Source organism: Bradyrhizobium sp. ORS 278 (genome assembly GCF_000026145.1).
In the GTDB taxonomy this organism is placed as follows: domain Bacteria; phylum Pseudomonadota; class Alphaproteobacteria; order Rhizobiales; family Xanthobacteraceae; genus Bradyrhizobium.
In genome coordinates this window covers 3,426,340-3,439,533 of record NC_009445.1, presented here as the reverse complement: position 1 = coordinate 3,439,533, position 13,194 = coordinate 3,426,340, and the positions used below count along the sequence as shown (strand labels likewise).

Annotated in this window: 11 protein-coding genes; 7 read left to right on the top strand and 4 right to left on the bottom strand. The window is 66.4% G+C overall.

Annotated elements, in window-relative coordinates; all coding sequences use genetic code 11:
• Positions 1-74: 74 nt before the first annotated feature.
• Positions 75-314, bottom strand: coding sequence for a PDZ domain-containing protein (locus BRADO_RS34030; RefSeq protein ID WP_244423042.1), 240 nt, complete (start codon positions 312-314; stop codon positions 75-77).
• 38 nt (positions 315-352) lie between these two features.
• A complete protein-coding gene (locus BRADO_RS15170) occupies positions 353-916 on the bottom strand; it encodes a hypothetical protein (protein WP_011926195.1) in 564 nt (187 codons plus the stop codon).
• Positions 917-1,281: 365 nt separating this feature from the next.
• Between BRADO_RS15170 and BRADO_RS15165 the strand changes: the two genes are divergently transcribed.
• Positions 1,282-1,941: a peroxiredoxin gene (locus BRADO_RS15165; protein ID WP_011926194.1), complete on the top strand. Its 660-nt coding sequence runs from the start codon at positions 1,282-1,284 to the stop codon at positions 1,939-1,941.
• A gap of 108 nt (positions 1,942-2,049) precedes the next feature.
• On the opposite strand, the gene BRADO_RS15160 is transcribed toward BRADO_RS15165, so the two are convergent.
• Positions 2,050-2,451, bottom strand: a complete 402-nt coding sequence (locus tag BRADO_RS15160; RefSeq protein WP_041757515.1) for a DUF2177 family protein — start codon at positions 2,449-2,451, stop codon at positions 2,050-2,052.
• A 55-nt stretch (positions 2,452-2,506) separates the two neighbouring features.
• Positions 2,507-4,450 carry a DEAD/DEAH box helicase gene (locus BRADO_RS15155; RefSeq protein ID WP_041756543.1) on the bottom strand — a complete coding sequence of 648 codons (1,944 nt, stop codon included), beginning with the start codon at positions 4,448-4,450 and terminating at the stop codon, positions 2,507-2,509.
• A gap of 139 nt (positions 4,451-4,589) precedes the next feature.
• Here BRADO_RS15155 and BRADO_RS15150 point away from each other — a divergent pair, with 139 nt between their 5' ends.
• The 6 genes from BRADO_RS15150 to BRADO_RS15120 all read left to right on the top strand — a co-directional run bounded on the left by BRADO_RS15150 (position 4,590) and on the right by BRADO_RS15120 (position 13,024).
• Entirely contained in the window at positions 4,590-4,967 is a 378-nt protein-coding gene (locus BRADO_RS15150) for a DUF1428 domain-containing protein (protein ID WP_041756541.1), read from the top strand.
• Between the two features lie 912 nt (positions 4,968-5,879).
• Positions 5,880-7,964: a hydantoinase/oxoprolinase family protein gene (locus BRADO_RS15145; protein WP_011926189.1), complete on the top strand. Its 2,085-nt coding sequence runs from the start codon at positions 5,880-5,882 to the stop codon at positions 7,962-7,964.
• Between the two features lie 2 nt (positions 7,965-7,966).
• A complete protein-coding gene (locus BRADO_RS15140; RefSeq protein ID WP_011926188.1) occupies positions 7,967-9,619 on the top strand; it encodes a hydantoinase B/oxoprolinase family protein in 1,653 nt (550 codons plus the stop codon).
• A 274-nt stretch (positions 9,620-9,893) separates the two neighbouring features.
• A complete protein-coding gene (locus BRADO_RS15135) occupies positions 9,894-10,895 on the top strand; it encodes a TRAP transporter substrate-binding protein (protein ID WP_011926187.1) in 1,002 nt (333 codons plus the stop codon).
• The gene (locus tag BRADO_RS15130; protein WP_011926186.1) at positions 10,888-11,493 is read left to right on the top strand and encodes a TRAP transporter small permease subunit; all 606 of its coding nucleotides are present in this window, start codon (positions 10,888-10,890) and stop codon (positions 11,491-11,493) included. Before BRADO_RS15135 ends, BRADO_RS15130 begins: the two co-directional genes overlap by 8 nt.
• Positions 11,494-11,719: 226 nt before the next feature.
• Positions 11,720-13,024, top strand: coding sequence for a TRAP transporter large permease (locus tag BRADO_RS15120; protein WP_011926185.1), 1,305 nt, complete (start codon positions 11,720-11,722; stop codon positions 13,022-13,024).
• Positions 13,025-13,194: the final 170 nt, after the last annotated feature.

The window sequence follows — 13,194 nt, the reverse complement described above, 5'->3', positions numbered from 1 at the left end:
TCCAGAGTCGCCCTGGATTGCTTCGCTTACGCTCGCAATGACGCGTGGAACCATCTCGCTGCTTCACGACCACCTCACCGCGCGACGTCGAGCGTCACCTTAACCTCGATCGTCTTGCCTGCGCGGAGCACGCGCAGCACGACGCGATCACCGGGGGTCTTGCTCTCCAGCGCGCGCGTCATGTCGTCAGGCGAATCCACCGGCTGGCCGTCGATCGCGTGCAGCACGTCGCCCAATGCGAAGCTTCTAAGACTGCCGATACTGATGCGCGCCGGCGGCCCGGGCCAAAAAGCAAAAGAGCGCGATGAAGCCATCGCGCTCTCGACAATCCATGTGGATGAGGCGCTCCGCCTCACATCCCGATATCGATCATCGACGGCAATTGCGCCAGCGGCAGCACGCTCACGCCGACCAGGGTCGCGACCATCGCGCGCAGCGCGCGGTTGCCCTGGCGCTTGCCGCGCATGCGCTTGGCGACCCACTCCAGCGCGTCGGTGCGGACGCCGCGCGCATTCATCGGCGCCCAGCTCTCGATCGCCGTCTCCGGCGACAGCGCCACGCTGCGCGGCGGCACCGGCAGGCCGGAGGCGGAAGCGGTGTGATGCGCGATCGCCTTGGCCAGCAGATCCTCGAACCGACCGTCATCCTTGCGCTCGGTCGCTGCAGCGTCGATCTCGAACAGCGCCTCGGCCTCGGCGCGACTGACCGGGGCGTCGTTGATCGCGGCGGCGGTCAGAATGCGCAGACACCAGGCGGCATCCTCGGGATCGAGCATGCGGGAGAAATGCACGCGGCCCGCGGTGGTCGGACCCTCGCCGGTGATCACGCCGTCGCGCACGATGCCGAGCGCGGAAGCAGCGGTCTCACACGAGGAGGGTTCGAGACCATCGATGGATTTTGGTGCAGAGGTAGCCATGTTCTCTTCTCAGTTGCTGTGTTGACCCACCTTGTCGGTCCGCGTCTGAACGAGTGGTTAATGGTTCGAAACGGCGTTGTGGGTTTTTGTATCGGTTGCCGATTTGCCGCAGTGACCTCGATCACAGTTCAAAGCCCCGGCGCCAGGGGGCGGCGTGTTGCGACCAAGACGTGGCGAAATCTGGGCAGCCGGTAGTCTCACGGATGTTTCGCCGCAGGAGCGGAACTCAAAAGAAGTTGTTGCGCGCAGGGGCTGCAGGAGAACGATGTTCTCTTTTTTTCGAAACGGTTCCCATGGTGGGCGGTATTTCCTATAATCAAGAGAACAATTTATGCCGCCCCTTCAATTCTTCACGTGAGGACATCATGGCTCTGCAAATCGGCTCCACCGCGCCCGACTTCGAGGCTGAGACCACCGAAGGCAAGATCAAATTCCACGACTGGATCGGCGACAGCTGGGCGCTGTTGTTCTCGCATCCGAAGGATTTCACGCCGGTATGCACGACCGAGCTCGGCGCCCTCGCCCGGCTGAAGCCCGAATTCGACAAGCGCGGCGTCAAGCTGCTGGGCCTCTCGGTCGATCCGGTGGACAAGCACGCGCAGTGGTCCGAAGACATCCGCGAGACCCAGGGTGCGGCGCCGAACTATCCGATGATCGGCGATACCGATTACAACGTCTCCAAGCTCTACGACATGCTGCCGGCCGCCGTATCCGGCGATCCCGCCAAGCGCACCGCCGCCGACAATCTGACCGTCCGCAACGTGTTCATCATCGGGCCCGACAAGAAGATCAAGCTGATCCTGGTCTATCCGATGACCACCGGCCGCAACTTCCAGGAAATTCTCCGCGTCATCGACTCGCTGCAGCTCACCGCCAAGCACCGCGTCGCCACTCCCGCCGACTGGAAGCAGGGCGAGGACGTGATCATCGCGGGCTCCGTGTCCGACGACGAGGCCAAGACGATCTATCCCGACGGCTGGAAGGCCCCGAAGCCGTATCTGCGCGTGGTGCCTCAGCCGAAGTAAAGGGCGTCACACAGGGCTTGCAAAGGTTATCCCGGGACACCTCGCATAGGCGGACCCGGGATCTTGAGATTCGGGTTCGCGCTGCGCGCGCCTCGGATTGACTGCCGATTACCCCCGCGGCGTCACCCAGTCCGCGATCAACAGGCCAAGCGTCGCGGACACTGCCGTCACCAGCACGCCCCAGCTGATGTCGAGCGCGACGACCGCCCAGGTCCACTGCTTGAGCATGGCGAGCGAGGTCAGCTCGAAGGTGGCATAGCAGAACAGGCCGAACAGCGCGCCGTACAGCAAGGTCGAGCGCCAGGTGGCGTCGGCCATACCGTTCACGAAGATCAGCACGCCCGCGATATAGATCAGATAGAACATCACCGCGGGCACCGGGCGGACTTCGCCGAGCATCTCGCCGACCTGCGACTGGAAGAAGCCCTTGGCGACGATGGCGAGGAACGGGATGTCGAAGCCGAGCAGCACGGCGAGCGTGGCGAAATACAGAACGGCGTAGCGGCTCAAGGACGGCTCCTCCTTCACGTTTGCCGGTCGACTTCAGCAAGATCAACCGGCTGGGTCAGCCGCGACGCTTGGCCTTCGGCTTCTTGCCACCCGGCGCTTTCGCGTGCGGGTTGCTCGAACGAAACGCCTGTCCGCCAGGGCTGGACTTGTCGCGGTGCTTCTTTTTCTTCGCGAACGCCGGTTCGCGGAATGATTTCGGCTGATGGTCGCGAGGCGGCTTGCCGCGCGGCTTGTCGTCCGCTCTGTCGCGCGGCTCGTCACGATCGAGCGGATGATAGCTGCCCTCGTCCGCCTTGCGCCGCGGCGGCTTGTCGGGCCGGGCCGCTGCCGACGGCGCGGCGGCGAGCGGTTCGATCCGGATCGTATCCTCCTTGTCGGGCCGGCGGATGTTGGCGGTGAAGCTGTCGGCGACGCGCGCGGCGATCTCGAATTCGGTCGTGGTGTCCGAGATCTTGATCGCACCGATGTCCTGCTTGTCGATGCCGCCGCGCCGGCAGATCATCGGTAACAGCCAGCGCGCCTCCGCGTTCTTGCGGCGACCGATTGCCGCGCGGAACCAGACGCTCGGCTCGCCCATGCCGTGGCGCGACGGCTTGCCGCCCTTGGTGCGCGGCGCCGGCGCCCGCTCCTCCCCCCGTGACGGCCGCTCGCGCGCGGCACGATCGGGCCGCGACCGGCCGCGGTCCTCGCCGGGATCGAGAATGTCCTCCGGCGACGGCAGCCTCGCGCGATAGAGCCGCACCAGTGCTGCGGCGATATCTTCCGGCGAGCGCTCCGCGAGCAGCGCCTGCGCCAGCGCCAGGTCCTCCGCCGTCGACTCCTCGGTCAGCACCGAATCCTGCAGCATGCGCTCCTGGTCGAGCTTGCGGATCTCCTCGGCCTGCGGCGCCGCGCCCCACTCCGCCTCGATTCCTGCGAGCTTCAGCAGCATCTCCGCGCGCCGCCGCCGCGCCGGCGACACCAGGAGTACGCTGACGCCCTTGCGCCCGGCCCGCCCCGTGCGCCCCGAGCGATGCTGCATCACCTCGGGATCGTTCGGCAGCTCGGCATGGATGACGAGATCGAGATTGGCGAGATCGATGCCGCGCGCCGCGACGTCGGTCGCCACGCAGACGCGCGAGCGGCCGTCGCGCAGCGACTGCAGCGCCATCGTGCGCTCGTTCTGCGTCAATTCGCCGGACAGCGCGACGACCGAGAAGCCGCGCTCGAGCAGCGCCGCCTGCAGATGCCGCACCGCCTCGCGCGTGTTGCAGAACACGATCGCGCTCGGCGATTCGTAGAACCGCAACAGGTTGACCACCGCATGCTCGGCATCATCGGGCGCGATGCGGATGGCGCGATACTCGATGTCAGCGTGCCCGCCCTCGTCGCCCTCGACCTCGATGCGGAACGCGTCGTCCTGATACTGCTTCGCCAGTGCCACGATGCCGCGGGGAAAGGTTGCCGAGAACAAGAGCGTGCGGCGAGTCTCCGGCGTGGTCTCGAGGATGAACTCCAGATCCTCGCGGAAGCCGAGGTTGAGCATCTCGTCGGCCTCGTCGAGCACCACGGCCTTCAGCTCCGAGATGTCGAGCCGCCCGCGGCGAAGATGATCGCACAGCCGCCCCGGCGTGCCGACGACGATATGCGCGCCCGCCTCCAGCTCACGCTGCTCGCGGCGCGGATCCATGCCGCCGACGCAGGAGATCACCCGCGCGCCGGCATGCTGGTACAGCCAGGCCAGCTCGCGCTGCACCTGCAGCGCCAACTCGCGCGTCGGCGCCACGATCAGCGCCAGCGGCGCGGCGGCCGGGCCGAACCGCTCGGCCTCGCCGAGCATGTTCGCCGCCATTGCGAGCCCGTAAGCGACGGTTTTGCCCGAGCCCGTCTGCGCCGACACCAGGAGGTCGCGACCCTCGGCGTCCTCGGCGAGCACGGCGAGCTGGACCGGCGTGGGATTCACATAATTGCGCTCGGCCAAAGCGCGGGCCAGCGGCGGGGTGGTCGCGGGGAATGACAAGGAAAGACCTCTCTTCGATTCCGGCTGCTTTACGCCATGCCGCGCCGGAACACGAGGGCCATGACACCCCGTCTCTGCCGGGCCGGGCGCGCTGGCCCTCGTCGTGCTAGCCTTGCCGGAGTCCAGGGGAGACGAGCCCATGTATATCGCAGGATTTGTGATCCCGGTGCCCGCCGAGAAGCTGGAGGCCTATCGCCGATGGGCGGAGCGTGGCGCGCTGCTGTTCAGGGAATATGGCTGCATCGAAATCGTCGAGTCCTGGGAAGACAACGTTCCCGACGGCCAGCTCACGGATTTTCGCCGCGCCGTTGCCGCCAAGCCCGGTGAGAAGATCGTGTTCTCCTGGCAGGTCTGGCCCGACCGGGCGACATGCGATGCGGCCGAGACGCGGCTGCGCGACGACGACCGCTTCGACATCCCCGCAGACATTCCCTTCGATCCCAGGCGCCTGATCCTCGGCTGCTTCAGCCCGATCGTTGTCATGGGGCGGACCACGGCCGAGCCGCTGGACCCATGATGCGGCGACACCGCGTCCTCCATGTCAAACAATTTCGCATAAATAGAATTTTGAACTTTCGTTTTCTCGGAACTCATGTATGATCCGCGCCGTCCTGCCCCATGCAGAGGGACGTACGCGTCGTCACGAACGTCGGGGTGGGATGCGGTGCCGAAAGTCATGCCGGACGCGCGTCACGCGCAGACGACCGGCATGCTTGCGGACGTGAAGTCGCAGCGTCCTGATACCCCGATGCTGGTATCCCCCGCGCAATGCGCGCCAGCGCAGTGTCGCGGCATGGTGGCCAACAAGCCCGGCGCACCAGGGAGACTGCGTATAAACGTGAAGACACCGCGCAGGGAATGCCGGATGCTCGGCTGCACCTGTGGTACCTGCCGCCTGCATTTTTTTCGCAGGCGGGCCATGGGTGAGGCCTTCACCCGGCATTCCCTGCACCCTCTCGGTCTCAGTGAGGGTGAACTGATTGCAGAGCTCGGGCTGATCGTGCCGCGGGAATGCGAACGCATGCCAATGAGATCCGCCGCACGCGCACCATCCCCCGCCGTCGTCCCGGACAAGCCGCGGCGCGCATCAGCGCGACGCGGCGCCGATCCGGGACCCAAACGCCGCGACGGTCATGAGGCGGATGGTGCGTAACGACGTGACTGCCTCAAACCACGCCCTGTGGTTATGGGTCCCGGCGTTCGCCGGGACGACGGTAGAGCGGATGATCGGCAGCGATGCCTGGACTCGCCATCGAGCGAATGTCGCCGAACAACGACTCTGTCGATCAGCAGGATTGAGCGCGCATCTCTTCACGACCTCCAATCCGCACCGCACAAAACGCAGAGCAGCAACACGCATCACCTCTGGCGCAATGGCATGGGACTTGCTCAAATTGCACCTCAATTCGTTGCTTGCGGAGATGACTGAATGCTTGAAGGAGCCGAAGTCCGGCTGGCCGTCGATATCGGGGGCACATTCACCGATATCGTTCTCGACATCGGCGATCACCGCCGCACACGCAAGGTGCTGACGACGCCGACTCAGCCGGAGCAGGCTGTGCTCGACGGCACACGTCTCATCCTGGCCGATGCGAAGGCCCGCATCTCCGACATCGACGTCTTCATTCACGGCACCACGCTCGCGACCAACGCCATCATCGAGCGACGCGGCGCGAAGACGGCGCTGATCGCGACGTCAGGCTTCCGCGATGTTCTGGATATTGGAACTGAGAGCCGCTACGACCAGTACGACCTCTCCATCGACAAGCCGAAGCCGCTGGTGCCGCGCAGCTTGCGCTTCACCGTTCCCGAGCGCGTCGATGCTCACGGCGACATCAGGCTGCCGCTCGACGAAGCGGCGGTGCGCGCACTGGTTCCGCAACTGCGCGCGCTCGAGGTCAGCAGCATCGCCATCGCCTTCCTGCACGCCTACGCCAATCCCGCGCATGAGCGTCGTGCCGGCGAGATCCTGGCCGATGTGATGCCAGGCGTATCGATCACGCTGTCGTCGGCCGTCTGTCCCGAAATCCGGGAATATGAGCGCACCTCGACCGCGGTCGCCAACGCCTATGTGCAGCCGCTGATGGACTCCTATCTCGCCCGCATGGATCAGGCGCTGCGCGTCGAGCAGTTCCGCGGCGCGATCTATCTCGTGACCTCCGGCGGCGGCGTCACCTCGATCGACACGGCGCGGCGTTTCCCGGTGCGCCTCGTCGAATCCGGTCCCGCCGGCGGCGCGATCTTCGCGGGCCAGATCGCCGCACGGCTCGGCGAACGCAAGGTGCTGTCGTTCGACATGGGCGGCACCACCGCCAAGATCTGTCTCATCGAGGACTTCGAGCCCGAGAGCTCGCGCGTGTTCGAGGTCGATCGCGCCGCGCGCTTCCTCAAGGGCTCCGGCCTGCCGGTGCGCATCCCCGTCATCGAGATGGTCGAGATCGGCGCCGGCGGCGGCTCGATCGCGCGCATCGATGCGATGAAGCGCGTCACCGTCGGCCCCGAAAGCGCCTCCTCTGAGCCGGGCCCGGCGTGCTATGGCCGCGGCGGCCAGCATCCGGCCGTGACCGATTCCGACGTCGCGCTCGGCATGATCGATCCCGACGCGTTTGCCGGCGGCACCATCAAGCTCGATCCCGAACTGTCGAAGCAGGCGCTGCTCCGCGACGTCGGCGCGCCGCTCGGCCTCAATGCCGAGACCGCGGCCTATGCGGTGCATGAGGTCGTCTGCGAGAACATGGCGAGCGCCGCGCGCGTCCACGCCGTCGAGCGCGGCGCTATCATCGGCCAGCACACGCTGATTGCGTTCGGCGGTGCAGCGCCGCTGCATGCCGCGCGCGTCGCCGAGAAGATCGGTGTCGCCAAAGTGATCGTGCCGTCGAATGCCGGCGTCGGCTCAGCCGTCGGCTTCCTCGCGGCTCCCATTGCCTATGAGCTGGTCCGCAGCCGCCACGCGCGGCTCGATACGTTCGACACCACGCTCGTCTCCGCCCTGCTACAGGAGATGGCGGACGAAGCCCGCGCCCTGGTCGAGCCGGGCGCAGCCGGTGCTCCGGTGCGCGAGCGCCGCTCCGCCTTCATGCGCTATGTCGGCCAGGGACACGAGATCAGCGTCGAGTTGCCCAACCGTGCCCTCACCGCGGACGACCTCCCTGCCCTGCGCAAGACCTTCGAGGCCGGCTATGCCGCGCTGTTCGAGCGCGCCATTCCGGGGGCCGCGATCGAGGTGCTGAGCTGGTCGGTGCTGGCGACGACGGACGCGCACCAGCCAGCCACCGTCGCTGAGGTCACGCGCAAGCCCGCCGGCGAGGCGTCGGGCCACCGCAAATTCTTCGACGGCCGCGCCGGCCGCTTCGTCGACATCCCGCTGTATCGCCGCGAGCAGATGGCGCCCGGCGCGGTCATCGCAGGTCCCGCCGTGATCGCCGAGGACGAGACCTCGACCTTCATCTCCAACAGTTTCGACGCGCATATCGACGGTGCCGGCAGCATCGTCATGGAACGGAAGGCGGCCTAACCATGAGCTCGCAAACCAGCCTGATCGACCTGCAGATCATGTGGCACCGGCTGATCGCCGTGGTCGAGGAGCAGGCGCAGGTGCTGCTGCGCACCGCCTTCAGCCCGATCGTGCGGGAATGCGGCGACCTCTCAGCCGGCGTGTTCGACCTGAAGGGCCGCATGCTGGCGCAGGCGGTTACCGGCACGCCGGGCCACGTCAACTCGATGGCGGAGTCGGTGAAGCACTTCATCGCGCATTTCCCGCTTCAGACGATGAAGCCCGGCGATGCCTACATCACCAACGATCCCTGGATGGGCACCGGCCATCTCAACGACTTCGTCGTGACCACGCCATGCTTCAAGGACGGCAAGCCGGTCGCTTTGTTCTCCTGCACCAGCCATCTGATGGACATCGGCGGCATTGGCTTCGGCCCTGATGGCACCGACGTGTTCATGGAGGGCCTTTACATCCCGATGCTGAAGCTGATCGACCAGGGCGTCGTCAACGAAACCTTGATGGCTGTCATCCGCGCCAACACGCGGCTGCCGGTCGACACCGAAGGCGACACCTACTCGCTCGCCGCCTGCAACGACGTCGGCTGCCAGCGCCTGGTCGAGATGATGACGGAGTTCGGCATCGCCTCGCTCGACGAACTCGGCGACTATGTCTGCGACCGCTCGCGCGAGGCGGTGCTGGCCGAGATCGCCAAGCTGCCGAAGGGCACCTTCCGCAACGAGATGGTGGTCGACGGCTATGATGCGCCGGTAACGCTCAAGGCCGCGCTGACGATCAGCGATGCCGGCATTCACGTCGATTTCGACGGCACGTCGACGGCCTCGAAGTTCGGCATCAACGTGCCGCTGTCCTACACGACAGCCTACACCGTGTTCGGCCTCGGCTGCGTGGTGGCGTCCGCGATTCCCAACAATGCCGGCTCGCTGTCGCCGCTGACGGTCTCCGCGCCTTCGGGCGCGATCCTCAACGCGCCAAAGCCCGCGCCGGTCGCCTCGCGCCACGTCATCGGCCAGATGCTGCCCGACGTCGTGTTCGGTTGCCTGCGCCAGATCATTCCGGAGCGCGTGCCCGCCGAAGGCACCTCCTGCCTGTGGAATCTCAACGTCCGCGGCCAGACCCGCTCCGGCGCCGGCGGCAATTACGGGTTCTCGATGGCGGTGACGTCGAACGGCGGCACCGGCGCGCGTTTCGACAAGGACGGGCTGTCGGCGACGGCCTATCCGTCCGGCGTGCGCGGCACGCCTGTCGAGATCGCCGAGACGCAGACGCCGCTGATCTTCTGGCGCAAGGAGCTGCGGCCGGATTCAGGCGGCGCCGGCCGCACCCGCGGCGGCCTCGGCCAGATCATCGAGGTCGGCAGCGGCGTCGACGCGCCGTTCGACATCCTCGCCGCCTTCGACCGCATCGACCACCCGCCCCGCGGCCGCGACGGCGGCCACAATGGCGAGGCCGGCTATGTCGGGCTCGCCTCGGGCAAGAAGCTGCGCGGCAAGGGCTTCCAGACCGTGCCGCCGGACGACCGGCTGGTGGTGCTGACACCGGGCGGCGCCGGCATCGGCGATCCGCGCGAGCGCGCGGCAGCGCTGGTGCAAGGCGATGTCGAGAGCGGGCTGGTGTCGGCGGAGAACGCGGCAGCGGTCTACGGTCGAGCACGATGATGAACGATCGTATGAGACGGCAGCTGAGGCCTCGCCCCGTTTGGGGCATCGCTCTCGCCGCACGCGCGGTGCACCCTCTCCCCTTGTGGGAGAGGGTGGCGACGAGCGTCAGCTCGGCGCCGGGTGAGGGGTTCTCTCGGCACATGCGATCGCGGAGAGAGACCCCTCACCCGGCTTCGCTGCGCGAAGCCACCCTCTCCCACAAGGGGAGAGGGTGCACCATCCGCGCACAAGCAGCATCGACCAAAGCAAACCTACAACAGCGGAGACCCTCATGATCACGCGACGTACGTTCACCGCAGGTGCAGCTACCCTGCTCGCCGGCACCCAGCTTTCGACACGCGCACGCGCCGCCACCACCAACTGGGACATGTCCACCGTCTGGCCCGACGGCAACTTTCACACCCAGAACGCGATGGCCTTCGCCGAGGAGGTGAAGAAGCAGACCAATGGCGCCGTCAACATCACCGTGAAGGCCGGCGGTCAGCTCGGCTTCAAGGGCCCCGAGCATCTGCGCGCGGTGCGCGACGGCCTGGTGCCGCTGGCGGATGTGCTCAACATCCAGCAGGTCGGCGACGAGCCCTTCATGGGCGTCGAAAGCATCCCGTTTCTGGCCGGCTCGATGGACGAGCTCAAGGTGCTGCACAAATATGTGCGGCCGGAATACGAAAAGATCGCCGCGCGCAACAATCAGAAGATCCTCTACATCGTGCCGTGGCCGACGCAATACCTGCATCTCAAGGTCAAGACGACGGATGTCGCGGGCCTGAAGAACATCAAGATCCGGGTGCCCGACAAGAACGCGGTCGACATGCTCAATGCGATCGGCATGGCCGCGGTCATGATCCCCTGGGGCGAGACGATTCCGGCGCTGGCGTCCGGCGCGGTCGCCGGCGTCTCGACCTCCTCGGTGTCGGGCGTCGACGGCAAGTTCTGGGAGTTCCTGAAATACGTCTACCCGACCAACCATGTGTGGTCGTCGCAGATGCTCAACGTGAACCTCGACTCGTGGAAGGCGCTGACGCCGGAGCAGCAGAAGACCGTCACCGACATCGCCGCGAAGATGGAGCCGACGTTCTGGGCCAACTCGTTGAAGGCCGATGTCGACAGCCTCAACCGGCTGAAGGAAGGCGGCATGGAGGTCGTACCGGTCTCGGACGCGATGATGACGGAGATCCGGGCCAAGACTGCGCCGCAGATGGACGCCTTCCTGAAGCGCGTGCCAGCCGCGGACGCGCCGGTGAAGGCCTATCTCGCCGAGATGAAGCGTGGCTGAGATCGCGCAGGCCCCCTCGCCGGGCGAACGAGCGAGCCTCAATGCAGCGGCGCCCGCGCCGCTGCGAATCCTGCTCGACGTCATCGATCGGCTCGGCCGGCTCGACGGCTGGATCGGCGGCGGCTGCCTGCTGACCCTGACGGCGCTGATGCTGGCGGAGGTCACGACGCGGGCGCTGTCGAACGTGCTGCCGTTTTTCCCGCCGACGATCTCGATCGCCTGGGAATACTCATCCTATTTGATGGCGGCGTCCTTCACCTTCGGCGCCGCCATGACGCTCCGGGTCGGCGGCCACATCCGCGTGGTGCTGCTGCTGAAGAACGTGCCCGCTCCGCTGCAGCGCGCGCTCGAAGTGCTGGCCGCGGCCGCCGGCTTCGCCTTCATGGCTTACCTCACCTCGGCGATGACGAAGTTCGCGTGGAGCTCCTTCATCCGCGGCCAGGTCTCGACCTCCAGCGACACCCCGCTGTGGTTTCCGCAGGCCGTCGTCACCTTCGGCATGCTGCTGCTGACCCTGCAATTCCTCGCCCGCGCGATTCAGGCGGCGCTGGGACTGCCGATGGAAGACCACCGCATGAAGGCCTCGCCGGTCGAATGAGAGGGCGATTGCACATGCTGGCAGTTAGTTACTCCGTCCTGCCCGGGCTTGTCCCGCCTGCGCGGCCGAAGCCGCTTCGGCGCGGCGAAGGCCCGGGCATCCATGTCGTTCTCCGCGTGCCGAACGACGTGGATGGCCGGGACAAGCCCTGCCATGACGACGTGGAGACAGACGAACGCAAAACTTCGAACGCAGTCGCCCTCCTCACCGCGGACTCCCCCACCCCATGACCATCGAAGTCATCGCCCTTTTCGTCATCCTATTCGCGCTGCTGGCCGGCGGCCTGTGGATCGGGCTCACGCTCGCCTTCACCGCGACCCTGCTGCTGGCGATGTTCCGCTCGATCCCGCTGGACAAGCTGCTGCCGCAATATGCCTGGAACATCCTGACCACCCAGGAGCTGCTGGCGCTGCCGCTGTTCATCCTGATGGGCGAGCTGCTGTTCCGCACCCGCCTGTCGCGCTCGCTGTTCCAGGGACTCGCGCCCTGGGCCGGCCTGCTGCCGGGCCGGCTGCTCCACGTCAACGTCATCGGCTGCACCATCTTCGCCGCGATCTCCGGCTCGTCGGCCGCGACCACGCAGGTGATCGGCCGGATGTCGCTCAACGAGCTCCTGCGCCGCGGCTATTCGCGCGACATCGCGATCGGCTCGCTGGCCGGCGCCGGCACGCTGGGCTTCCTGATCCCGCCGTCGAACATCATGATCATCTATGGCGTGCTCGGCGACGTTTCTATTCTGAAGCTCTTCACCGCCGGCGTGCTGCCCGGCCTGCTGCTCGCCGGCACCTTCATGGGCTGGGTGATGCTGCACACCACGCTGAAGCCCGCGATGGTGCCGAAGGCCGAGGCACAGCTGTCGCAGGTGCCGTGGGCCGAGCGCTTCGCCGCGCTCAAGGACCTCGCGCCAGCCCTGTTCCTGATCGCCTGCGTGCTCGGCTCGATGTATGGCGGCCTCGCCACGCCCTCGGAAGCCGCCGCGGTCGGCGTGCTCGGCGCGGCGCTGGTCGCCTTTTTCCAGGGAGCCCTATCTCAGCAGGTCGTCCGCGACGTGATGATCGGCTCGGTGATCACCTGCTCGATGATCGCGCTGATCGTGCTCGGCGCCTCGATCCTCGGCAATGCCGCGGCGTTCCTCGGAATCCCCCAGGCGGTCGCCGCCTTCGTCAAGGGGCTCGGCCTGTCGCCGTTCATGCTCATCGTGGTGCTGATCGTGTTCTATCTGATCCTGGGCTGCTTCCTGGACGGCTTCTCGATGATCGTGATGACCCTGCCGATCGTGCTGCCGATCGTGAAGGGCGCCGGCTTCGACGAGGTCTGGTTCGGGATCTTCCTGGTGCTCGCGGTTGAGATGGCCCAGATCACGCCGCCGGTCGGCTTCAATCTGTTTGTGATCCAGGGCCTGACGGAGGACGGCCTCGGCTATATCGCCCGCGTGACCGCCCCCTATCTGATCATCATGATCGCCTTCGTGCTGCTGCTCACCCTGCTCCCGGGCATCGTGACGATCCTGCCAAAACTGCTCTACGGGTGATCCATGTGACGTCAGCGACCTTTTTCCCCACCGTCATTCCGGGGCATTCGCGCGCAAGACGGCAAAGCCGTCTTGAAGCAGCGCGAATGAGCCCGGATTCCATAACCACGAACGGTCGTGGCGTGGCGAGATGCGAGTGGCACCGCTCTTCGAACCAACGACCGCTCGTG

Excerpts from the sequence above, each read along its gene's own strand:
- BRADO_RS15140 (WP_011926188.1), top strand. The coding sequence starts at position 7,967 with ATGAGCTCGCAAACCAGCCTGATCGACCTGCAGATCATGTGGCACCGG.
- BRADO_RS15165 (WP_011926194.1), top strand. The coding sequence starts at position 1,282 with ATGGCTCTGCAAATCGGCTCCACCGCGCCCGACTTCGAGGCTGAGACC.
- BRADO_RS15145 (WP_011926189.1), top strand. The coding sequence starts at position 5,880 with ATGCTTGAAGGAGCCGAAGTCCGGCTGGCCGTCGATATCGGGGGCACA.
- BRADO_RS15135 (WP_011926187.1), top strand. The coding sequence starts at position 9,894 with ATGATCACGCGACGTACGTTCACCGCAGGTGCAGCTACCCTGCTCGCC.
- BRADO_RS15150 (WP_041756541.1), top strand. The coding sequence starts at position 4,590 with ATGTATATCGCAGGATTTGTGATCCCGGTGCCCGCCGAGAAGCTGGAG.
- BRADO_RS34030 (WP_244423042.1), bottom strand. The coding sequence starts at position 314 with ATGGCTTCATCGCGCTCTTTTGCTTTTTGGCCCGGGCCGCCGGCGCGC.
- BRADO_RS15170 (WP_011926195.1), bottom strand. The coding sequence starts at position 916 with ATGGCTACCTCTGCACCAAAATCCATCGATGGTCTCGAACCCTCCTCG.
- BRADO_RS15120 (WP_011926185.1), top strand. The coding sequence starts at position 11,720 with ATGACCATCGAAGTCATCGCCCTTTTCGTCATCCTATTCGCGCTGCTG.